This window comes from Microbacterium sp. cx-55, assembly GCF_021117345.1.
Classification (GTDB): Bacteria; Actinomycetota; Actinomycetes; order Actinomycetales; family Microbacteriaceae; genus Microbacterium.
Genome location: NZ_CP088261.1, coordinates 956,747 through 979,599, shown reverse-complemented (window position 1 = coordinate 979,599; position 22,853 = coordinate 956,747). Strand labels below are relative to the sequence as shown.

General features: G+C 69.7%; 16 protein-coding genes. 3 read left to right on the top strand and 13 right to left on the bottom strand.

Going from position 1 to position 22,853, the window contains the following annotated elements:
- Positions 1 to 47: 47 nt before the first annotated feature.
- The gene (locus LQ938_RS04505; protein ID WP_223723526.1) at positions 48 to 2,102 is read right to left on the bottom strand and encodes a glucose PTS transporter subunit IIA; all 2,055 of its coding nucleotides are present in this window, start codon (positions 2,100 to 2,102) and stop codon (positions 48 to 50) included.
- A gap of 188 nt (positions 2,103 to 2,290) precedes the next feature.
- Between LQ938_RS04505 and metX the strand changes: the two genes are divergently transcribed.
- Entirely contained in the window at positions 2,291 to 3,493 is a 1,203-nt protein-coding gene (metX, locus tag LQ938_RS04500) for a homoserine O-acetyltransferase MetX (protein ID WP_223723527.1), read from the top strand.
- Between the two features lie 15 nt (positions 3,494 to 3,508).
- Here metX and LQ938_RS04495 read toward each other — a convergent pair whose 3' ends face one another.
- From LQ938_RS04495 to LQ938_RS04480, 4 genes are all read right to left on the bottom strand, one after another.
- Positions 3,509 to 4,723: an MFS transporter gene (locus tag LQ938_RS04495; RefSeq protein ID WP_263317819.1), complete on the bottom strand. Its 1,215-nt coding sequence runs from the start codon at positions 4,721 to 4,723 to the stop codon at positions 3,509 to 3,511.
- Between the two features lie 79 nt (positions 4,724 to 4,802).
- Positions 4,803 to 5,117: a thiamine-binding protein gene (locus LQ938_RS04490; RefSeq protein WP_223723529.1), complete on the bottom strand. Its 315-nt coding sequence runs from the start codon at positions 5,115 to 5,117 to the stop codon at positions 4,803 to 4,805.
- 23 nt (positions 5,118 to 5,140) lie between these two features.
- Entirely contained in the window at positions 5,141 to 6,409 is a 1,269-nt protein-coding gene (locus LQ938_RS04485) for a DUF2029 domain-containing protein (RefSeq protein ID WP_223723530.1), read from the bottom strand.
- Between the two features lie 120 nt (positions 6,410 to 6,529).
- Positions 6,530 to 7,396 (bottom strand): ADP-dependent NAD(P)H-hydrate dehydratase, encoded by an 867-nt coding sequence (locus tag LQ938_RS04480; RefSeq protein WP_223723531.1) that lies wholly within the window; start codon positions 7,394 to 7,396, stop codon positions 6,530 to 6,532.
- Between the two features lie 35 nt (positions 7,397 to 7,431).
- On the opposite strand from LQ938_RS04480, the gene LQ938_RS04475 reads away from it, so the two are divergent.
- The gene (locus LQ938_RS04475; protein WP_223723532.1) at positions 7,432 to 8,496 is read left to right on the top strand and encodes an NADH:flavin oxidoreductase/NADH oxidase; all 1,065 of its coding nucleotides are present in this window, start codon (positions 7,432 to 7,434) and stop codon (positions 8,494 to 8,496) included.
- A 172-nt stretch (positions 8,497 to 8,668) separates the two neighbouring features.
- Here the strand turns inward: LQ938_RS04475 and LQ938_RS04470 are convergent, their stop codons facing one another.
- The 4 genes from LQ938_RS04470 to LQ938_RS04455 form a co-directional block, all read right to left on the bottom strand.
- Positions 8,669 to 9,721: a hemolysin family protein gene (locus LQ938_RS04470; RefSeq protein WP_223723533.1), complete on the bottom strand. Its 1,053-nt coding sequence runs from the start codon at positions 9,719 to 9,721 to the stop codon at positions 8,669 to 8,671.
- On the bottom strand, positions 9,718 to 11,064 hold the full coding sequence (locus tag LQ938_RS04465; RefSeq protein WP_223723534.1) for a hemolysin family protein: 1,347 nt from the start codon (positions 11,062 to 11,064) through the stop codon (positions 9,718 to 9,720). The genes LQ938_RS04470 and LQ938_RS04465 overlap by 4 nt, the downstream gene beginning before the upstream one ends.
- 323 nt (positions 11,065 to 11,387) lie before the next feature.
- Positions 11,388 to 12,368 (bottom strand): hypothetical protein, encoded by a 981-nt coding sequence (locus tag LQ938_RS04460; protein ID WP_223723535.1) that lies wholly within the window; start codon positions 12,366 to 12,368, stop codon positions 11,388 to 11,390.
- A gap of 296 nt (positions 12,369 to 12,664) precedes the next feature.
- Positions 12,665 to 14,122: a GuaB1 family IMP dehydrogenase-related protein gene (locus LQ938_RS04455; protein ID WP_223723536.1), complete on the bottom strand. Its 1,458-nt coding sequence runs from the start codon at positions 14,120 to 14,122 to the stop codon at positions 12,665 to 12,667.
- A 173-nt stretch (positions 14,123 to 14,295) separates the two neighbouring features.
- Here LQ938_RS04455 and LQ938_RS04450 point away from each other — a divergent pair, with 173 nt between their 5' ends.
- Positions 14,296 to 17,991 carry a multifunctional oxoglutarate decarboxylase/oxoglutarate dehydrogenase thiamine pyrophosphate-binding subunit/dihydrolipoyllysine-residue succinyltransferase subunit gene (locus LQ938_RS04450; RefSeq protein WP_223723537.1) on the top strand — a complete coding sequence of 1,232 codons (3,696 nt, stop codon included), beginning with the start codon at positions 14,296 to 14,298 and terminating at the stop codon, positions 17,989 to 17,991.
- Positions 17,992 to 18,050: 59 nt separating this feature from the next.
- Here LQ938_RS04450 and LQ938_RS04445 read toward each other — a convergent pair whose 3' ends face one another.
- The 4 genes from LQ938_RS04445 to LQ938_RS04430 form a co-directional block, all read right to left on the bottom strand.
- Positions 18,051 to 19,349 carry an alpha/beta hydrolase-fold protein gene (locus tag LQ938_RS04445; protein WP_223723538.1) on the bottom strand — a complete coding sequence of 433 codons (1,299 nt, stop codon included), beginning with the start codon at positions 19,347 to 19,349 and terminating at the stop codon, positions 18,051 to 18,053.
- Positions 19,346 to 21,832 carry a bifunctional lysylphosphatidylglycerol flippase/synthetase MprF gene (locus LQ938_RS04440; RefSeq protein WP_223723539.1) on the bottom strand — a complete coding sequence of 829 codons (2,487 nt, stop codon included), beginning with the start codon at positions 21,830 to 21,832 and terminating at the stop codon, positions 19,346 to 19,348. Before LQ938_RS04440 ends, LQ938_RS04445 begins: the two co-directional genes overlap by 4 nt.
- A gap of 119 nt (positions 21,833 to 21,951) precedes the next feature.
- Positions 21,952 to 22,197: a zf-HC2 domain-containing protein gene (locus LQ938_RS04435; RefSeq protein WP_223723540.1), complete on the bottom strand. Its 246-nt coding sequence runs from the start codon at positions 22,195 to 22,197 to the stop codon at positions 21,952 to 21,954.
- Positions 22,194 to 22,847: a sigma-70 family RNA polymerase sigma factor gene (locus tag LQ938_RS04430; protein ID WP_374197496.1), complete on the bottom strand. Its 654-nt coding sequence runs from the start codon at positions 22,845 to 22,847 to the stop codon at positions 22,194 to 22,196. The genes LQ938_RS04435 and LQ938_RS04430 overlap by 4 nt, the downstream gene beginning before the upstream one ends.
- Between the last annotated feature and the right edge of the window lie 6 nt (positions 22,848 to 22,853).

Here is a 22,853-nt window from a genome sequence, read left to right as displayed (position 1 = left end):
CACACGAAAGGAGCCCCGGACCGACAGGTCCGGGGCTCCTTTCGTCGTTACGCGCGGGACTCCGCCGTCGCGGCGGCACGCACCTCGATCACGGGCTCACCGACCACCACGGCACCGGATGCGGCCGGGTTGACCTCTCCGAGATCATCCGCGTTCAGCACCACGACGGGGGTGATGAGCGGGTAGCCGGCCTTCTCGATGAGGGCGCGATCGAACGTGACGAGCGGCTGACCGGCGACGACCCGGTCGCCCGCCTTCACCTTCACGTCGAACCCCTCGCCCTTCAGGTTGACCGTGTCGATGCCCACATGGATGAGCAGTTCGACGCCTCCGTCGATGACCAGACCGAACGCGTGGCCGGTCGGTTGCGCCGCCGCGACGGTGCCGTCGCCGGGCGAGTAGACGGTGTCACCCGTCGGGATGATCGCGATGCCCGGCCCCATGACCCCCGCGGCGAAGACCGGGTCCGGAACCTCGGACAACGGCACCAGGTCGCCATCCAGCGGCGAAGCGATCGTGACGGCGGAACCGACCGCGGCGGAGCGTGTACCCGCGGCGCCGGATGCGGCCGACTGTGCGCCCACGGCGCCGGATGCGGCCGTCATCGGCACTGCCGTCGTCGTCGCGGGAACGGAACCGGCAGCTTCGGCCTTCGGCTCCTTGTCGCGGTACCCGAAGAAGATCACCAGCAGCATCGCGGTCAGGAACGCCGCGCCCACGGCCGTCGCGTACAGCGGCATGTTGTCGAAGGCGGGGATCGTGAGCAGCGAGGTGAAGACGAACGCCTTGGTCGTGACGCCACCGCCGATGCCGATGATGACACCGCCGACCAGACAGCCGACGAGCATCAGCGGGTAGATCCGCTTGAAGCGCAGGTGGATGCCGTACAGCGACGGTTCGGAGATTCCGCCCAGCAGGCCGGCGGCGAGCGCACCCGTGGCCGTCTGCTTCATCTGGGCGTCGCGCTCCCGCCAGGCGAGGAAGAGCACACCGGCGGTCGCGCCGAAGCACGCGAAGTTCCATGCCCCCATGGGGCCCTGGATGTAGTCGAACCCGAGGGTCTGGATATTCAGGAGCATGATCGCGTTGATGGGCCAGTGCAGCCCGAGCGGCACCATGAAGGGGTACGCGAGCGGGATGACGACCGCGAAGATGAAGGGCGAGAAGTCGTTGACCGCGCGGAGGCCGTCAGCGAGGGCCGCGCCCGCGTAGACGCCCATCGGGCCGATGAGGAACGCGGTCAGCGGGATCATGATGAGCATGCTGAGGAACGGCAGGAAGATCAGCTGCACGTTCTCCGGGATGATCTTGCGCAGCAGCTTGTACAGCGGGCCGAGGGCGGCCGCCATCAACAGCGGCGGGAAGACTTGCGAGCTGTAGTTGAAGATCGTCAGCGGCACACCGAAGATCGGGATCGTCGTCACATCGGAGCCGAGGAACGACATCTGCGACGCCTCGGGCGAGGAGCCGAGGGCGCTGAACCCGGGCAGCATGACGACGGCCATGATCGCGAAGCCGACCCAGGGGTCCGCACCGAGCTTCTTCGACGCGTTGTAGGCGACGAGGAGGGGCAGGAAGACGAAGACGCACTGCCACATCAGGTTGACGAACTGCCAGGACGGCGGCAGGTCGGTGCGCGGGTCGGCCCAGTTGCCGATCACACCGAGCGTGCCCATCAGGGCCATGAAGGTGATGAACAGCGACGCGCCGAGGAGCGCCCCGAGAATCGGGCGGAAGGAATCGGAGAGGAACTCGAAGAGCGAGTCCAGCCAGGCGATCTTTCCGCGCGGTCCCTTCGCGCGCTCGCGCGCCTTGACCGCGGCGGCGTCGTCGTCGCTGCCCGATCCGACCGAGGCCATCGCCGGCAGCGCCATGATGTCGTTGTAGACCGTCTGCACCGCGCCGCCGATGACGACCTGATAGCGGTCGCCGGACTGAGGGACGGCGCCCATCACGCCGAGGATCGCCTCGACGGCCGCGCCGTCGACGACCGATGCGTCGCGCAACTGGAATCTGAGACGGGTGGCGCAATGGGTGAGACCCACCACGTTCTCCGCCCCGCCGACCCGGGTGAGGATGTCGGATGCCGCGCTCTGAGCCATGGCTCACTCCCTCTTATTCGGCCGCCGGGATAGCCCGTTCGTCGCGGTCCCCGTGGGCACGGCCTCTTCGTCTCCTGACGCTAGGCCGATCGCCCTCACCGTGCGTCCGCTCGCGCCGTGTTAAAGCCCGTCCCCCGCGATGACGTAACACGGCCCGACGGAGCAACCCCGCTTGGGACAATGGGGGCATGGACTGGCAGACCTCCGAAGACACGGTGCCGAGCGCACTCGTGACGGAGGCCGACGCGCGCCTGCTCCGCGGCAGACCGCCCGCCACCGGTGCGTGGCGCGACGGAGACCCGAGCGGTGAACGCCATTTCGCGGCCTTCGGCGAGTTCCGCACGGAAGGCGGCGAGACCCTTCCCGCCTACCGGATCGCCTACGAGGCGTGGGGCGCGCTCAACGCGCGGCGCGACAACGCGATCCTCATCCTGCACGCCCTCACGGGCGACAGCCACGTGCGCGGGCCCGCGGGGGCGGGGCACGCGACCGCCGGATGGTGGGACGGCATCGTGGGGCCGGGTGCGGCGATCGACACCGACCGGTGGTTCGTCGTGGCGCCGAACATGCTCGGCGGCTGCCAGGGTTCCACCGGCCCCGCGAGCGTCGCTCCGGACGGGTACGAGTGGGCGGCCCGCTTCCCGTACCTCACCATCCGCGACCAGGTCGCCGCTCAGGCCGAGCTCGCCGATCTCCTCGGCATCGACCGCTGGGGCGCCGTCGTCGGCGGGTCCATGGGCGGGATGCACGCTCTCGAGTGGGGCATCACTCGCCCGGACCGCGTCGCGCGTCTGGCGATACTCGCCGCTCCCCCGGTGACGACCGCCGACCAGGTCGCGCTGAACTCGGTGCAGACCGAGGCGATCCGGATGGATCCGCGCTTCACCGGCGGCGAGTACTACGACGCGCAGGCTGGCGACGGCCCGCACCGCGGCCTCGCCCTCGCTCGGCGCATGGCGCTTCTGAACTATCGCAGCCCCACCGAGCTGAACCTGCGCTTCCAGCGCTCCTGGCAGTCCGGCGTCAGCCCGCTCGGACACGGCGGCCGGTTCGCCGTCGAGTCGTACCTGGACTTCCACGGCAACAAGTTCACTCGCCGTTTCGACGCGAACAGCTACATCACGCTCGTGGAGGCGATGAACTCGCACGACGTCGGGCGCGACCGCGGGGGCGTCGAAGACGCGCTGCGCGAGATCAGCGCGACGACCCTGGTGCTCGGCATCGACAGCGACCGCCTGTTCCCGGTCGAAGGACAGCACCGCATCAGCCGCGGCATCCGGAACACGATCGACGACGACACGGTCGTGATCGCGAGCGATTTCGGCCACGACGGCTTCCTCATCGAAACGGATGCGGTCGCGCGACACCTTCGCCGTCTGCTGTCGGCCTGAGGCAGGCCGCGCCGATCAGCCCGCGGCGGTGTCGTGCGGCCGGAGCATCGGCGCGGGAGTGGACGACCGCGACTCGACGGCATAACCCACGACGGCCACGAGAAGACCCGCGGCGGCCAGGCCCACCCCGACCCACGTCGGAGCCAGGAAGCCCCAGCCCGCCGCGATCACGACGCCGCCGAGGTACGCGCCGAGGCTGTTGCCGATGTTGAGGGCCGAGTGGTTGAGCGCCGCCGCGATCGACTGGTTGTCTGCGGAGACATCCATCAGCCGGGACTGGATCGCGGGGCTCAGCGCGGACGACACCAGCCCCACGAGGAAGACCATCGCGGCGAGCACGAAGATCCACTGCGCGGTCACGGCGAGAAGCGCGAGCACCGCCACGAGGGCCGCGAGCCCGCCGAGCAGCGTGCGCCGCAGATCCACATCGGCCAGGTGCCCGCCGAGCAGGTTCCCGACCGTCATGCCGAGCCCCATGACCACGAGGATCAGCGGCACCGTCCACGCCGGCGAGCCGGCCACATCCGTCACGACCGGAGAAATGTAGCTGTAGACGGCGAAGAACCCGCCGAAGCCGATCGACCCGGTGCCGAGCGCGAACCACACCTGCCGGATGCGGAACACTCCGAGCTCCGCGCGCAGTGTGCGGCCGGGCTGGCCGGGCAGGGCCGGCACGAACACCGCGATCGCCACGGTCGCGAGAGCGAAGATGCCCGCGACCACCGCGAACGCCACGCGCCAGCCGAACTGCTGCCCGAGGAACGTGCCGAACGGAACGCCCACCACGTTCGCGACGGTGAGCCCGGTGAGCACGAACGCCACACCCTTCGCCCGCATCCCCGGTCCGAGCATCTCGGCGGCGACGAGCGCGCCGATGCCGAAGTACGCACCGTGGGGCAGACCCGCCAGGAAGCGGGAGGCGGCGACGAGTTCGAAGGTCGGCGCGATCACCGTGAGGGCGTTGAACACCGTGAGCGCGAGCGCCAGCACGATCATCACCCGGTGCCGGGGGAACCGCGCGACCGACCCGGCGATCGTCGGGGCCCCGACGACGACGCCGAGGGCGTAGAGGCTGATTAGCCAGCCCGCCTGGGCGATCGCATCGTCGGGATTCGCCGCCCACTGGGCGGGAAGCAGCTGCTGGCCGATCTCGGGCAGCAAACCCATCATGGTGAATTCGGTCATGCCGATACCGAAGCTGCCGATGGCGAGAGAGAGGAGCGCCCACATCGCCGCCCCCTTCGTTCGAGTCGAAGAGGTCACCGGCCCATCGTAGTGAACCCGCCGGAATGCGACGAATCGATTCGAATCAGCCCTCGTCGACGGCGGAAATCGCCTCTTCCAGGCGCTCCACCTTCGCGTCGAGCTCTCCCGAGTAGCCCGGCCGGATGTCGGCCTTCAGCACGAGGGAGACTCGGGATCCGAACGGCAGCACCGCATCCGTCGCCGCCTTCACGACGGCGAAGACCTCGTCCCACTCCCCCTCGATCTCGGTGAACATCGATGTCGTGCGGTGCGGAAGGCCCGACGCACGGACCACGCGGACAGCCGCGGCGACCGCGTCGTGCACGGAGCCATCGGCACGGCCGGTGCCGCTCGGGGCGACGGAGAAGGCGACGAGCATGGCGGGGTCCTTTCGAGGAGCGGTCAGGTGGCGAGCGCCGCGGCCCGGGGGACGGCGCGACGCTGCCCCCGTACCTTCGCGATGAGCACGACCGACCAGATCGCCAGGGCGATCAGGAGAGCGTTTCGCACCGTGATGACGATGACGGGGAAGGGAAGCGCGACCAGGAGATCGAAGTAGGTCAGCGGGTAGATGATCTGGGTGCACGCGGCGATGACGAGCACGAGGATCCCCGGCCCCCACCAGCGCCGTCGATCCAGCACGAGACCGATGACCAGGGGCACGACCAGCCACACGATGTACTGCGGCGACCCGACCTTGTTCAGAGCGATGAACGCCGTCACGAGGGCGAGGGCGAGCGGGGGGAACAGCGCGGCGAACGAGGCGCCGCGCCAGGCCTTGTACGCGCCGAGCAGCGCCACGGCGCCCACCCCGATCGCGAGGATCGGCGTCATGATGTCGATCACCGGGTCGACGAACGGTCCGAGCACCTCGAACGTCAGCAGATCCGGGTTGTAGAAGACCTGCGAGGACCCGCCGAGCATGGCGTCCCACAGGTAGAACGTGCTCACCGGCGACTCCACCTGCAGCCCGCGACCGGTCTGATCCCCGATGAAACCGAAGGCGTACCGGCCGCCGCCGGCGACGAACACCACGGCGAGGGTGGCGACGCTCACCAGCAGCGCTCCCCCGATGACCACCATCCGGCGGCGGACGGCGATCAGGGCGGCAGCGAGAAGAGCGGCGGGCCACACCTTGATCCAGGTCGCCACCGCCAGAAGGATCGAACCGAGCCACGGCCGCCCGACGAGCCAGAGGCAGCCCATGATGCCCAGCGGCACGGTGATCGCGTCCAGCCGGTACAGCGCCACCGGCCCCATCAGCGCGATGAACACGAGCCAGAACCACGCACCGACGTTCCGCCCGGTCGAGCGGCCCCGGCCGACGAGCACCGCGAAAGCGACCGCATCCAGGAGCGCGACCGTGATGGCCCATGCCGGCGTGTACGACACGGCCCACGCGAACAGCCACGTGAACAGCATCGGCAGGAGCGCGAGCTGCGGGTACACCCACGAATCCGTGATGCCGACGAACCCGTAGTAGTTGTCTTTCGGCTGCCCGGTCATCGGGTCCGGCTGAGTGAAGTAGCCGCCGTTCAAGAACGCGCCCGACCACGGTTCGTACACGCGGTAGACGTCGCCCATCGGCTCGTTCGGCATGATCCACCCGAGGACGGAGACCCCGAGGTGGACGATGAGGAACGCTACCCACAGAACCGCCCGTTTTGACACGCAGGACATCCTACGTGGACGGCCCCTGCGCCCCCGGACGCGAACGCCTCCCGCGGCGGACTCGACGTGCGCGAGCGGGGCTCGCGTGGCCGGTCCGGTGGACGACGCGGCGCGGGCGAGTCAGTCGGATGCTGACGCGAGCAGGGCGCCGACCACGCCCGGGAGCGCTTCTGCGACGTCGAGGGCCGTGATCGGACCGCCCGACCCGCCGAGGCGTTCCGCGGCGGCGTTTCCGGCGCGGCCGTGCAGCCAGCTCGCCGAGGCGACCGCATCCGCGAGCCAGCGCCCCGGATCACCCGACTCGTCGCGTGCGACCCCGCCGGCGATCACCGCGCCGAGCACTCCGCCGAGCACGTCTCCCGTGCCGGCCGTCGCGAGCCACGGTGTGCCCGCGCGCACGATCCGCACGTCGCCGCCCGGATCGGCGACGAGGGTCGCCGATCCCTTCAGCAGCACCACACCGCCCAGGGCCGTGGCCGTGTCACGGGCGGCATCCGTGCGTTCCGCGTCGTCCGCGTCCGGGCGGAGCGCCGGGAGTCCGAGGACGGCCCGCAGCCGGTCGAACTCGCGCGCGTGCGGCGTGACGATGACCGGCGCGGTCGCATCCGCGGCGAGATCGAGGGCCCCGGCGTCGACGACGACCGGCACCGTGCCCGACAGGATGCGGACGAGTGCCGACGTCTCGAGCGCCGAGCGGCTGGCCGCATCCGTTCCCGATCCGATGACCCACGCCTGCACGCGGCCCGACGAGGTGACGGTTTCGGGGCGGCGGGACAGCACGAGCGCCGTCGGGCGCGGGGGGCCGATGTAGCGCACCATGCCCGTGCCGGTTCGCCACGCCGCCTCGACGCCGAGGAGCGCGGCGCCCGGATACGCCTCCGAACCCGTGCGCATCCCGACGACGCCGCGGGAATACTTGTCATCGGCGGCCGTTGGCTCACGCAACGACCGTCGCGTGCAGGCCGCGTTCCACTCCGTCACCACCATGGCGTCACCCTATCCGCGAACCTCGAGGAGCCCCGTTGTCCCAGCTGTTCTCTGCGCTGACCATCTGTTCCGCGCACATGCGCAATCGTCTGTGGGTGGCACCGATGTGCCAGTACAGCGCCCAGAACGGGATGCCCGGCGAGTGGCACCACGTGCACCTCGCCCAGTTCGCGAGCGGCGGGGCGGGTCTCGTGATCAGCGAGGCGACGGCCGTGTCTCCCGTGGGGCGCATCTCGCCCGAGGACACCGGCATCTGGAACGACGAGCAGCGGGATGCGTGGAAGCCGATCGTCGCCGCCATCCACAGCCGCGGCGCGGTCGCCGGCATCCAGCTCGCGCACGCGGGGCGCAAGGGGTCGACCTGGTCGCCGTTCTCCGGACACCACGGGACCGTGCCGCCCGCCGACGGGGGCTGGGAACCCGTAGCCCCGTCCGCGATCGCGTACGAGGGCTACGCCGTGCCGCGGGAGCTCACGGCGTTCGAGATCGACCAGGTCGTCGCCGACTTCGGCGCGGCGGCGCGCCGAACGGTCGAGGCCGGTTTCGTCGTCCTCGAGGTGCACGCCGCCCACGGATACCTGCTGCACCAGTTCCTCTCACCCCTCGCCAACACGCGCACCGACGAGTACGGCGGTCCGTTGTCGGGACGCGCGCACCTCCTGCTGCGCGTGGTCGACGCCGTCCGCCGAGAAGCGCCCGAGGCTGCGCTGTTCGTGCGCTTCTCCGGCACGGACTGGGCCGAGGGCGGATGGACGATCGAGGAGACCGTGCAGGTCGCGCAGTGGGCCGCGGAGCACGGTGCCGACTTCTTCGACATCTCCTCTGGCGGCCTCGTCGCCCACCAGCAGATCTCGGCCGGCCCCGGCTACCAGGTGCCGCTGGCGCGGCGCCTGCACGAGGCGGGCCTGCCCGTCAGCGCGATCGGGCTGATCGATTCGGGGGCACAGGCCGAGCAAGTGCTGGTCGACGGCGATGCGGATGCGGTCATGGCCGCGCGCGAGTGGCTCCGCGACCCCCACTTCGCTCTCCGTGCCGCCGGCGAGCTCGGCGTGTCGGCCCCGTGGCCGCCCCAGTATGAGCGGGCCGCCCGCCGCCACTGACCGCATCCCGCCGCCCGCCGCCGCATCCCGGCTCGCTCCCGCTACCGGTCCGGTCCGGTCGGGCCCGGTCGGGTCCGCGAGACGGGATCTTCGCGCCGAGACAGTGGGGTAACCCCGCTGTCTCGGCGCCCCGATCCCGTCTCGCGGTCGAAAGGCGGGAGACGGATGCTGCTCAGCGGGCGCGGCGGGTCGCGTCCTGCACCTCTCCGATCAGTTCCTCGATGATGTCCTCGAGGAACAGCACCGCGGTCGTGCGCCCGGTGGCGTCCCGCACCTGCGCGAGGTGGCGGCCGGCGCGGCGCATGAGCGCCAGCGCGTCCTCCAGATCGGTCGTCTCCTGCAGCGGCACCATCTGATGGATCCGCTTGGCGGGGATCACCCGGTCCGGGCGCGGGTCCGCCGGGTCCTCGGTCACCCGCAGCACGTCCTTCAGGTGCACGTATCCGACGGGCACGCCCGCGTCGTCCACGATCACGTAGCGCGAGAACCCGTGGCGGGCGACGGCGCGTTCGATCTCCGCCGCCGTGGTGTGCTGCGGCAGGGTGACGAGCTCGGCGAGCGGCACGGCCGCATCCTTCGCCTTCTTGTCGGTGAACTCCACGACCGCCGCAACGGCGCCCGCGGAATCATCGAGCACGCCCTCGATCCGCGACTGGTTGACGATCGTCGCGACCTCCTCGAGCGTGAAGGTCGAGGCCGCCTCATCCTTCGGCTCCACCCGGAACAGGCGCACGATGTGATTCGCGGTCCAGTTGAGCGAGACGATGATCGGGCGGAACACCTTCGAGACCCACACGAGCGGCGGCGCCAGCATCAGCACCGCGCGATCCGGCACCGAGAACGCGAGGTTCTTCGGCACCATCTCTCCGAACACCACGTGCAGGTACGACACGAGCACCAGCGCGAAGGCGAAGGCGACGATGTCGACGACCCCCTCGCTCCATCCGGTCAGCTCGAGCGGAACCGCGAGCAGATGGTGGATGGCGGGCTCGGAGACGTTCAGGATCAGCAGCGAGCAGATCGTGATGCCGAGCTGGCACGTGGCCAGCATGAGCGTGGCGTGCTCCATCGCCCACAGCGCCGTCTTCGCCGCGCGCGATCCCTTCTCGGCGAGGGGTTCGATCTGCGATCGGCGCGCGGAGATGACCGCGAACTCGGCGCCGACGAAGAAGGCGTTGAAGACGAGCAGCACCACGAGCCAGACGATTCCCACCCAATCGCTCATCGGGACTCACCCCCTCGGGCCTCACGTGCGACGTGGTCGGGTGTGTCACCGGGCATCGATCGCGGGGTGAACTTCACCCGGTCGACGCGTCGTCCGTCCATGCGGGCCACCGCCAGCGTGCCGTCCTCGATCTCCACTTCGTCGCCCACTCGGGGGATCCGTTCCAGTTCGCTCATCAAGAATCCGCCGACCGTGTCGTAGACGTCGCCCTCGGGCACGCGGACGCCGGCGCGGTCGCTCAGTTCGTCGGGACGGAGCGCGGCCGAGAACGTCACCGAATCGGCACCGCGGACGATCTCCGCACGCCGCCGGTCGTGCTCATCGAGCACCTCGCCGACGATCTCCTCGACCAGGTCCTCCAGCGTGACGACGCCGGCGGTGCCGCCGTACTCGTCGACGACGATGGCCATCTGATAGCCGCGGGCGCGGAGCTCCGCGACGAGCACGTCGAGGTGGACGGTCTCGGGAACGCGCAGCGCCTCGCTCGCGAGGGCCGCGGCGGGCACGTCTCCGCGCCGATCGCGGGGCACGGCGACGGCGGCCTTGAGGTGCACGATGCCGACGATGTCGTCCATGGATTCGTCGTAGACCGGGAAGCGGCTGTGTCCCGTCGAGCGCGCCAGCTGGATGACGTCATCCGCGGAATCGGATGCGGCGACGGCGTGAACGCGCGGACGCGGCGTCATCACGTCGTCGGCGCTCAGTCGAGCGAATGTCAGGGTGCGGTCGAGAAGCGACGCGGTGTCCTTCTCGAGCACGCCCGCGCTCGCGGAACGGCGGACGAGGCTCGAGAGTTCTTCGGCGGTGCGGGCGCCGGACAGTTCTTCTTTCGGCTCGATGCCGACGGAGCGCAGGATGCCGTTCGCGCTGCCGTTGAGCAGAGCCACCGCCGGGCGGAAGACCGTGGTGAACGCGACTTGGAAGGGCATGACCAGAATCGCCGTCTGCCGCGGGATCGCGAGCGCGAAGTTCTTGGGGACGAGCTCGCCGATGATCATCGAGAACACCGTCGCGATCGTTATGCCGATCACCGAGGAGACGCCGACGACGATGCCCTCCGCGATCCCCCATCCGCTGAGCACCGGGCGCAACAGGTTCGAGATCGCCGGTTCCATCGTGTAACCGGTGAGCAGCGTGGTCAGGGTGATGCCGAGCTGCGCGCTCGAGAGGTGCGTCGACGTCATCCGCAACGCGCCGATCGTCATCGCCAGCCGGGTCTCGCCGGCGTCGCGCCGCGACTCGAGGTCGGCGCGATCAAGATTGACGAGGGCGAACTCGCTCGCAACGAACAAGCCCGTACCCACGGTGAGCAGGAGCCCCACGCCCAACATGACGTAATCCATCACGCATCACCTCCCGTGCGGGAGGGGGGTCGGTGGGGCGAGGGTCTGCAACTGGGAGGGTCGTCCATCGTGCGGACCACTTTACCGAAGACTGCACCCTCCGGACCCGGGCTCCCCCGCATCCGTCCCGCCGCTCCGCATCACCCCGCACGCTCTACCGCCCCGCCGTTCCGCATCCGCTCCGCCAGCCGTGCTACTCCGCTGCCCGGCGCGCTAGTTTCCTGCTCGCGCGCCTCCGATCTGTGGCGCGGGAGCAGGAAGATGGCGCGCGATGAACAGCGAGAGGGCAAATGTGACGCGGGGACGAGCGAGCACCGAACGAGTCAGACGAATTGCAGTCGGGAGCGGGGCCGCGGCGACGACGTCGGCAAGCCCGCGCCGGAGAGGATGTCGTAGAGAAGCCGGACGTCCTGCAGCTCGGGCGTCCGCCATCGCGATAGACCGCGGATGCGGCGGCGCAGCGCGTCTTCGCGATCCTTCTCCGCGAGCAACGCCTGTTGAGGTGTGCGGCCCCGCAGAAGCGCGGCATCGACGTACTTGCCGACGCCGTCGAACTCGCCCACGTGCGCGTGCGCCTCGAAGAAGAAGTCCGTGTAGGCGACCCGTCCCCCGCCCAACAAGAACCGCTGCTGCAGAATCGGCGCGGGGAAGCCGAGGCGGTGGATCGCCACCCGGCTCTGTGACTCGCGGACCGAATCCGACATCGGGGTGACGAACTCCAGCGCCATCCGCATTCGGGCGACGCCGCGTCCGACGTCGGCGTGCTCCGCCGCCGCTCGCAGATCGGGCACCTGCACGAGCGGATCTCCTTCGCGGCGGCCCCACAGCGCTTGGTCGAGCGCCACGACGCCCGAGGTGAACGAGGAGTCCGCCGCGAGATCGAGCGCGGTCTGCGCGGGCGAGGTGATCCAGTGCGACCCCCACGGCACGAGGTCGATGCCGTTCGTCCCCCACGCTCTTCGGCGAATGAGGCCGGTCGAGCGGCCTCCCGTCCGGCGGTCGATCCGGGTGTCCACGCGCTCCGGCCAGGTGCCCAGCCGTTCCATCCCCCAGACCGCCGCAGCCGAGTCGTGGGTGATCACGAGCGGTCCACGAGCGTGCTCCGCCGCCTCTATGACCAGGATGTGGTGACGCTCGCGTGCGCGAAGCCCGTTCCATGCGTCGGCGGAGACGAACGATCCGGGGTACACCCGGTGGACGAGGCCCGCCTCCACGTGCGCGCGGAGCCGCCGATCATTGACCGGCATCCCGTCGCGATCTTTGCGGCGATAGACCTCGATGTCGGGCGGCGCGGGCGGTTGCATGGAGTCAGGCTGGCCTCGTGATCGCCCCTTCCGCGGGCTCTGCGCCCCATCCGTGGACAAATCCGGGTCCGCATCCCCCCGTGGAGGACAGGATCGCCCGCCCGACGCTCCCTTCGGGCACGAGCACGCGCCGCTCGGGTCCCCCGCCACGGGTGCCCCCTGGTCGGCGCGCTACTTTCCTGCTGTCGCGCCACAGATCGGAGGCGCGAGTGCAGGAAAGTAGCGCGCAGAGCGATTCAGCACGGGCGAACCGCGACCGGCGGACGGGCTCAGCGCGGGGCGCCGCGCCGCGCGGGTCACCAGCTGACGGGGAGCGCCTTGCCCTCTTCGTAGCCGGATGCGGACTGCAGGCCGACGAGGGCGCGGTCGTGGAACTCGGCGACCGTCGACGCGCCGGCGTAGGTGAACGACGAGCGCACGCCGGAGGTGATCATGTCGAGCAGATCCTCGAGGCCCGGGCGCAGCGGATCGAGGTAGATCTTCGACGACGAGATCCCCTCGGCGAACAGCTCCTTCCGAGCGCGCTCGTAGGCGTCGAGCCGGCCGAACCGCGCCTGCACGGCCTTCGTGGACGCCATCCCCCACGATTCCTTGTAGACCCGGCCCTGGGCATCCGCGAAAAGCTCGCCGGGCGCCTCGATCGTGCCGGCGAACCACGAGCCGACCATGACGGATGCGGCGCCCGCGGCCAGCGCCAGCGCGACGTCGCGGGGGTAGCGCACTCCGCCGTCCGCCCACACGTGCGCGCCGAACTCGCGCGCCGCCGCGGCCGTCTCGAGGACCGCGGAGAACTGGGGGCGCCCGACCGCGGTCATCATCCGCGTCGTGCACATCGCGCCCGGCCCCACGCCGACCTTCAGGATCGAGGCGCCGGCGTCGACGAGATCGCGGACGCCGTCACCGGTCACGATGTTGCCAGCGGCGATGGGGAGTCCGAGCTGGAGCGCCGACACGGCCCGGAGGGCGTGCAGCATCCCCTCCTGGTGGCCGTGCGCGGTGTCGAGCACGAGCACGTCGACTCCGGCGGCCGCGAGCGCGCGCGCCTTGCTGGCAACGTCGCCGTTGATGCCGATGGCGGCGGCCACGATCAGTCGACCGTTCGCGTCGACGGCGGGTCGGTACAGCGTCGAGCGCAGGGCGCTCCGCTGCGAGAGCGTGCCGACGAGGTGCCCGTGGTGCAGCACGCACACGGTTTCCGCATCCGCCGCGACGAGCAGATCGAACGCGGCGCGCGCGTCCGCGACGTCGTCCGCGTCGATCGCGACGGGGCGGCCGCGAACGAGATCGCCGAGGGTCGCATCCGGCAGCGCGGTGGCGAGCCGGGAGGCGGGCACCACCCCGGCGATGTCGTCGATCGAGAGCCCCTCAGCGGGAGCGTCGGCGACGACGATCCCGTGCCCGGGGGTGGCGGGCAGCATCCGGGACGCGTCGCTGACGGTCGTCTGCGGGGGCAGCACCAGAGGCGTGTCCCAGCGCACCGGCTGCCGCTTGACCCACCGGATGGCAGCATCGAGCTCCTGCAGGGGCATGTCCTGGGGCAGCACGCCGAGTCCGCCGCGTCGGGCGAGGGTCGCCGCGAGCCGCGGGCCGGTGACCGAGTTCATGTTCGCCGATACGAGCGGGATGCGCGCCGTCGTGCCGTCTCCGGGCGAGAGGTCGACGTCGAGCCTGCTGGTGACGGCGGATCGCCGCGGAATGAGGAACACGTCCGAGTAGGTCAGGTCCAGTTCGGGGTCGTCGCCGTAGAACTCCATGTATCCCAACGTTAGACCTCTCGCCCCGGCCGCGGACCGGCGGCGGAGGTGATACCACGGATGCGGGTCGCCGGACTCGGCGCGGCCAGACTGGGCTACCCTGGGTAAGCGTGCGTGTGGGCCGACGGTGGCCCCGCACGACCACTGAATCTCACGAAAGCGGGCGATCGAGAGTGTCGAGCCAGGTGACAGGCGTCGGAGTATCGAACGAGGGAGAGTTCGGGGCCAACGAATGGCTCGTCGAAGAGCTCTACGAGCAGTTCAAGGTCGACAGGAACTCTGTCGACAAGTCATGGTGGCCGGTTCTCGAGGCCTACACCCCGGCGGATCTCACGGCAGAGGCCGCCGCTCCGCTGACACCCAGCGCGGCGCCCGCGCCGACCGGCACGGAACCTCATCCGATCACGGCGCCGATCCCGGTGATCGGGGCTCAGCCGGTGGCGCGCACGACGGCGAAGCCGGCCGCGCGGCAGCCGATTCCCGCGCAGGCGCCGAGCGCGCAGCCCTCGAACCCGACGGCCGCCGTCGAAGAAGACACGGTCACGCCTCTGCGCGGCATGACCAAGACCCTCGCGGCGAACATGGACCAGTCGCTGACGGTCCCGACCGCGACCAGCGTCCGCACCGTGCCGGCGAAGCTGATGATCGACAACCGCATCGTCATCAACAACCACATGGCCCGCACCCGCGGCGGCAAGGTGAGCTTCACGCACCTGATCGGCTGGGCGCTGATCCAGGCGCTCAAGGAGTTCCCGAGCCAGAACGTGTTCTACGCCGAGGTCGACGGCAAGCCGTCGGTCGTGGCGCCCGCGCACATCAACCTCGGCATCGCGATCGACCTGCCCAAGCCCGATGGCACCCGCTCGCTCATGGTGCCCAGCATCAAGCGCGCCGAGTCCCTGACGTTCCACGACTTCCTCACCTCCTACGAGGATCTCGTCAAGCGCGCACGCGCCAACAAGCTCACGGCCGCCGACTTCCAGGGCACGACGCTCTCGCTGACGAACCCCGGCGGAATCGGAACGGTGCACTCGGTGCCCCGTCTGATGAAGGGGCAGGGATGCATCGTCGGCGCGGGTGCCCTCGAGTACCCCGCCGAGTTCCAGGGTTCGAGCGACAAGACGCTCACCGAGCTCGGCATCGGCAAGACGATCACGCTCACCAGCACCTACGACCACCGCGTCATCCAGGGCGCCGGTTCGGGCGAGTTCCTCAAGAAGGTGCACGAGCTGCTGATCGGGCAGCGCGGGTTCTACGAAGACATCTTCGCCGACCTCCGCATCCCGTACGCGCCCATCCACTGGGCGCGCGACATCAACGTCGACCTCGCCGAGCGCGTCGACAAGGGCGCGCGCGTGCAGGAGCTCATCAACTCGTTCCGCGTGCGCGGCCACCTGATGGCCGACATCGACCCGCTCGAGTACATGCAGCGCACGCACCCCGACCTCGAGATCGAGAACCACGGCCTGACGTTCTGGGACCTCGATCGCGAGTTCGTCGTCGGCGGCTTCGGCGGCAAGCGGCTGATGAAGCTCCGCGACATCCTGGGCGTTCTGCGCGACTCGTACTGCCGCACGACCGGCATCGAGTACATGCACATTCAAGATCCGGTGCAGCGCAAGTGGTTCCAGGACAACGTCGAGGTCAAGTACCAGAAGCCCGGTCACGACGAGCAGCTGCGCATCCTGTCGAAGCTGAACGAGGCCGAGGCGTTCGAGACCTTCCTGCAGACCAAGTACGTCGGTCAGAAGCGCTTCAGCCTCGAGGGCGGCGAGTCCGTCATCCCGCTCCTCGACGAGATCCTGCAGGGGGCCGCCACCGCCGGACTCGACGGCGCGGCCATCGGAATGGCCCACCGCGGTCGCCTGAACGTGCTGACGAACATCGCCGGCAAGACGTACGGCCAGGTGTTCCGCGAGTTCGAGGGCACGAGCCTGCCGGGCAACAAGCGCGGCTCGGGCGATGTGAAGTACCACCTCGGCACCGAGGGCACCTTCATCTCCGACCGTGACGAGGAGCTGCCGGTCGTGCTGGCCGCGAACCCGTCGCACCTGGAGACCGTCGACGGCGTGCTCGAGGGAATCGTCCGCGCGAAGCAGGACCGCAAGCCGATCGGCACGTTCTCGTGGCTGCCGATCCTCGTCCACGGCGACGCCGCGTTCGCCGGCCAGGGAATCGTCGTCGAGACGCTCCAGATGTCGCAGCTGCGCGGTTACCGCACGGGTGGCACGATCCACGTCGTCATCAACAACCAGCTGGGCTTCACCACCCTGCCGATCGACGGTCGCTCGTCGGTGTACGCGACGGATGTGGCCAAGACCATCCAGGCACCGATTCTGCACGTGAACGGCGACGACCCCGAGGCTGTGGTTCGTGCGGCGGAGCTCGCATTCCGTTACCGCCAGGAGTTCCACCGCGACATCGTGGTCGACCTCGTCTGCTACCGCCGCCGCGGTCACAACGAGGGCGACGACCCGTCGATGACCCAGCCCCTCATGACGAACCTCGTGGAGGCGAAGCGTTCCGTGCGCCGCCTGTACACCGAGGCGCTCGTCGGCCGCGGTGATATTACCGAAGAGGAATACGAGCAGGCGAAGCGCGACTTCCAGGACCGTCTCGAGGTGGCTTTCGCGGAGACGCACGCCGCCGAGACCGGTACGCACCAGGTCGTGAGCGACACCGTCGAGCCGGAACCCGCCGTCGGAGAGCCCGAATCCACGGGCGTGTCGACGGAGGTCGTGCACCTGATCGGCGACGCGTTCATCAACAAGCCCGACGGCTTCACGGTGCACGCCAAGCTGCAGCAGCTGCTCGACAAGCGCCACACGATGAGCCGTTCGGGCGGAATCGACTGGGCGTTCGGTGAGTTGCTCGCGTTCGGTTCGCTCGTTCTCGAGGGCACGCCGGTGCGCCTCGCCGGACAGGATTCCCGTCGCGGCACATTCGTGCAGCGTCACGCCGTGCTGCACGACCGCGCCAACGGCCAGGAGTGGCTGCCGCTCGTGAACATCGCGGACAACCAGGGCCGGTTCTTCGTATACGACTCGCTGCTGAGCGAGTATGCGGCCGTCGGCTTCGAGTACGGCTACTCGGTCGAACGGCCCGACGCGCTCGTGCTGTGGGAGGCCCAGTTCGGTGACTTCGCCAACGGCGCGCAGACCGTGATCGACACCTACCTGACGTCGGCCGATCAGAAGTGGGGCCAGCAGTCGTCGGTCGTGCTCCTCCTGCCGCACGGCTACGAGGGCGCCGGTCCCGACCACTCGTCCGCGCGCATCGAGCGCTTCCTGCAGATGTGCGCGCAAGACAACATGGTCGTCGCGCGTCCGTCGACGCCCGCGTCGTACTTCCACCTGCTGCGTCGGCAGGCGTATTCGAAGCCCCGGAAGCCCCTCGTCGTCTTCACACCCAAGGCGATGCTGCGGCTGCGGGACGCGACGAGCCCAGTCGAGGACTTCACGCAGGGCCGCTTCGAACCGGTGCTCGATGACAATCGCGGACTCGACAAGAACGCGGTCACGCGGGTTCTGCTGCACGCGGGCAAGGTGCACTGGGACCTCCGCGCCGACCTCGAGAAGAACCCGAAGCCGGAGATCGCGCTCGTTCGGGTGGAGCAGTATTACCCCGCTCCGATCGAGGAGTTGAACGCGATCATCGACAGCTACCCGAACGCCGAACTGGTGTGGGTCCAGGAAGAGCCCGAGAACCAGGGCGCATGGCCCTTCATCGCGCTCGAGGTCGTGCCGCACCTCCACCGCCCCTCGATGCGCGTGCTCTCGCGTGCTGCATCCGCATCCCCGGCGGCCGGGTCGGCGAAGGTCCACCAGATCGAGCAGGCGGCCCTGCTCGCGAAGGCGCTGACCCTCTGATCACCGCGGAATGACGATGCCCCGGATGCTGCGGCCTCCGGGGCATCGTCGTTTCCGTCTCAGCCGGTCGGGGCGGCGAGTCCGAGCCGGGGGCCGAGCGCCTCGATCGCCGAGGTGAGCCCCTTGGAGAGCGCCGCACCGACGTGCCCCTCCCCGGCGATGGTCTCGGCGTAGACCGTGAATCCCGCTTGCTGCGCCAGCGCCGCGTTGCTCACCTGCCCCGGGCCGAAGGTGGCGTCCTGGTCGCCGTGGGTGAAGACCGCCACGTGACCGTCGTACGCACCGGGGTGCGCGGCGAGCTGCGCCGCCGGCTTCGCCGCCGTGAACGCCGCGCTGTCGCCGCCGAACGCGTCGGCGATGGTCTGGTCGATGTGTTCGGATCCGGGGTACTCGTTCCCCGAGATGTCCATGACGTTTCCCCACAGTTCCGGATGCTGCGCCCCGTACGTGAAAGCGCAGGACCCACCGTTGGAGTAGCCGCCGATGACCCGGTACGCCGGGTCGTCCACGATGTTCAGCGTCCGGGTCGCGTAGTCGAGCACATCCTGGTTGATGTAGGTCGACACGGTTCCGTAGGTCTTGGAGTCGGCGCACGCCGGGTCGGCGTTCACGGAGCCGAGCTGGTCGGCCACGATCGCGATGGGGGCGAGACCGTTGTGCGCGGCCGCAAAGGCGTCGAGGGCCGCGGCGAGCGCCGTCGGGTCGGGAGAGCCGGGTTGGCCCATCATGAAGACGATCAGCGGCAGCTGGGGCGGGTCGGCCACGAGCGCCGCGGGCGGAAGATACACGGCCGCATCCCGTGCCGAGAAGCCGGTGGATGGGATCCGCTGGTCGCCGGACAGTGCGCTCACCCGGCCCTGCGCGGGCATTCCGGCCGGCGGTGTCCACGTCTCGTACAGCGTCGATGGGTCCGTCGACGCGGCGCCCGCATTCGGCAGCGGGGCGCTGTCGAGGGCTTGCACTCCGAGGATGGCGGCCAGATTGTGGGTGAGCCCGTACGACGCGTTGACGCCGAGACCGGCCGTGGTGGCGGCCAGAATCACCAGGAGGATGCCGAGCGCACGGCGCCACCAGGGCCGGAGGAAGAGCGCGAAGAACCCGATCACGATGAATCCGGTGCCCGCCGCCGCCCACAGGGCGGCATGCACGGGCAGCGCGCCGTCGAAGATCCCCCACCCCGCCAGCACATGGGCTGCGGCGTAGGCGGCGACCGTCGCCGCCGCGAACGTGATGAGGAGCCGGCGCACGCGCCGCGGACGCGCCGCGACGATGACGAGCGCGACGACGACGGTGAGGGCGGCGAACACCCACACGAGCGGGCTGTCGATCAGCTCGAGGCTCAGCATCCACCGGGTCATCGGTCGCCTCCTCGGGCGGAACGGAGCAGCGTCAGCACGTCGGCCGGCGTCGCGTCGGGAAGATAAGCGCGCCCGATGGCGATGCCGATCTTCGGCAGGTCGACCGGATCCCCGTAGGCGAGCCAGATCGTGCGGTAGTGCGGGTGGAACTTCCGCTTGAACCGGAACAGCGAGGCGAAGCCGTAGGCGGGTTCGAGCGTTTCCGCCAGCCAGCTCAAGACCCCGCGGAGCGTCGTCGGGTCGCCGGAGACCTCGGCGTCGGGCTTCACGGCCATGGGGGCACCCGACAGGCTCACCTCCTCGATGCCGTCCGCCGCGGCGCGCTGGGCCGCGCGTGCGATGACGAACTCCATGAGGCCGTTGGGTCCGTCCGCGCGGCGTCGCATGAAGTCGAGCGTCCATCCGGTCAGCGCGCCATCGCGCCACGACGGCATCCAGCTCGTGACGACCTGCACGCGTTCCTCCGCATCCACGGCCAACAGCAGCGCCACGTCCGGGTCGGTCACCTCATCGAGCGAACCGAGGGTGAATCCCATCTCCGGCAGGGCCTTGTCGGCCACCCACTGCTCGTCGATCTCGCGCACCTGCGCGCGCTGGGAGGCGGTGAGGTCGGCCCAACGGGTCCACACCGCCGTGATGCCCTCGCGCTCCGCCCGGGTCATCGGCTGACGTACCTTCTGCCACTGCTTGCCGGTCAGGGTGACTTCGGAGACCACCATGACGGTCTCCTCCCCCACCGAGACGTACTGCCAACCGATCCGGTCGAACACGGGAAGTTGCGCATCGTGGATGCTGTAGAACACCGGAACCCAGCCCGCATCCGTGCAGTGATCGATGAATCCGCGGATGGCGCGGTCCTCGCCGCCGGGAGGCGTCAGCGGGTCGCCGAGCGCGAGGGCGACATCACCGACGAGCCGGAACGCGACGGCGGATGACCGATCCGGGCTGTACCAGTAGCTCGTGCCCCGCCAGGTTCCGAGGAAGCCGAGCGTGCCGCCGCCCCGGCGCAGCAGGTCGCGGTAGAGGCGTCCGTCGTCGTTCACGGGACCGCGCACGCTCCGCGAGAGGCGGAGCAGCGCCACGATGATGATCGCCCAGAACACGACGCCGACCCATTGGTACACCCACAGCGCCGGACCCTGCCGCGGGTACGGAGGTTGGCCGACGCCCTGCAGGAACGCGGGCGGGATGAAGCGGCGGAGCGCCTCGGTGAGCAGGTCGAGCACGGATGGCGCCACGTCGAACGAGCGTCGCAGGAGCCACTCGCTCCCCATGAACACCGTGACGCAGAGGACGAACGCCAGAACGGCGGTCACGACGAAAGTGTGCGCGGCGGCGGGAGTGGCCCGCACCGAGAAGCGGCGCCGCAGCAGGATGATGGTGCCGGCGGTCACGAGTGGCACGCCGATGGATGCCGCGGCCCACAGGACGTACTCGAGCCCGGTACCGTCGGCCCAGGAATCGATCGACAGCTCTCCGCTGGCCCAGGAGTAGATCGCGACCGCGGCCAGCAGAACCTGCACGACGACCGCCAGCAGCGCCCCGGCGCGGCGTCCGCGTCGGATCCCGATCGCCGCGACGATCAGCAGCGCGAGCGGCACGAGCGCGAGGATCACGGGGCCCGCACCGCGGGTGACGAGGAGCGCGAATTGATGATCGCACCCGCGGGAGTACACGGCCACGCACCGGTCGACGAGGTGCTGGTCGTACTCCACGAACGACGAGGCGACGAGGGAGAACGGGCCGCGTCCGCCGCCCGCGATCACGGCTGCGACGGGACCGAGGCCGGTGACGGCGACGAGGGCGGCCATCAGCGAGCGGATTTCACGGGTGGACGAGCGGTGCCATTCCAACCGGGGCCGACCCGCCATGAGAACGCCCACGACGAATCCGACGAGCCCTGCGACGAGCCGATACCAGGAGTCGGCGTCGCCCGCGTAGAAGGCGAACATCACGAGCACCGCGAAGCCGACGGTTCTCAATCTGCGTCGCCACAGCGCCGAGGCGAACGCGGATGCGGCCATCGTCGCCCCGAAGATGCCGATCGATGGGTCGAGCACGGGGTCGGTCGTCTCCCACGGCCGAAGATCGACGATGCTCCAGAGCGCCGCGTGCACACCGGTGGCGACGGCGACGCTGACCAGGCCCGTCGCCACGAAGAGCACGGCGACCCGCAGGTGACCGAGCAGGGTTTCCGCGTAGGCGAAGACGGTGAGGAGCAGAACGACCGCCAGCACGGTCTCGATCGTGGAGTCCGGGACGATCAGCGCCGTGATGGGCGTCCACCAGTTCCCACTGGCCAGCGCCGTGGGACCCGTGCCCCAGGATGTGGCGTCTTCGCCCCAGAGAGAGCCGGTCACGACGGCCGACACAAGCACCGCGCCGGCGATGATGACCGCGGACGGATGCCGGGTCAGGTAGCTCCGAATGATCCGGAGCGTCGCGCGCCATCCGGTCGCACCCGACGAATCGACAGTCGACACATGCCCTCCCGCGTGCTCAGTGCGCCGACGTCACCTTATCGATGACGGGCACCGACCGGGACGCCGCACCGAGCAATAGCCGATGAGTCAGCTGAGGATCGCGAGAGAGGGGATGCGGATCAGTGGTGGGTCGCCTGCACGTCACGCAGGCGCGTGAGCACGGTGTCGCGCAGTTCTTCGGGAGCGGTCTCCCGGCATGCCCGCGCAACAACCTCGGTGAGGGTTCTCGCCACGAGCGCTTCATCGCGGCAGGAGGCGCAGTGCTCGAGGTGCTCCGTGATGTCGGTGTGCTGGGTGTGGCAGACCTCGTTGCGCAGATACTCTTCGAGGTCGCGTCGCGCTTGGTCGCAGCCGCAATCGGTCATTTCCCACTCCTGGATGATGACGGGGTGATGCCCCGTTCCTTCGCGTAATCGGCCAGCAGGTCACGCAGCATCCGTCTGCCGCGATGCAGACGGCTCATGACCGTGCCGATGGGTGTCTTCATGATGTCCGCGATCTCCTGGTAGGCGAATCCCTCGACGTCTGCGAGGTACACCGCCAGCCGGAAGTCCTCGGGGATCGACTGCAGGGCGTCCTTCACGACGGACGCCGGCATGTGGTCGATGGCTTCCGCCTCGGCCGACCGCGAGCTGGTCGCGGTGGTCGATTCGGCCCCGCCCAGCTGCCAGTCCTCGAGGTCGTCGATGGCGCTCTGGTAGGGCTCGCGCTGCTTCTTGCGGTACGTGTTGATGTACGTGTTCGTGAGGATGCGGTAGAGCCACGCTTTGAGGTTCGTGCCCTGCGTGAAGGTCGCCCACGACGCGTAGGCCTTCATGAAGGTCTCTTGCACGAGGTCGGCCGCATCCGCGGGATTGCGCGTCATGCGCATGCCCGCGGCGTAAAGCTGGTCCATGAAGGGCAACGCCTGTTCTTCGAACTGCGCGCGCGGATCCGGGGGTGCCTGGTCATCCATCGCCAGCCAGTCTACGGCCGGGGCGGTAGCGCTCCGGGGGCGCTCGAGCACGCTCGTCATCCGGTC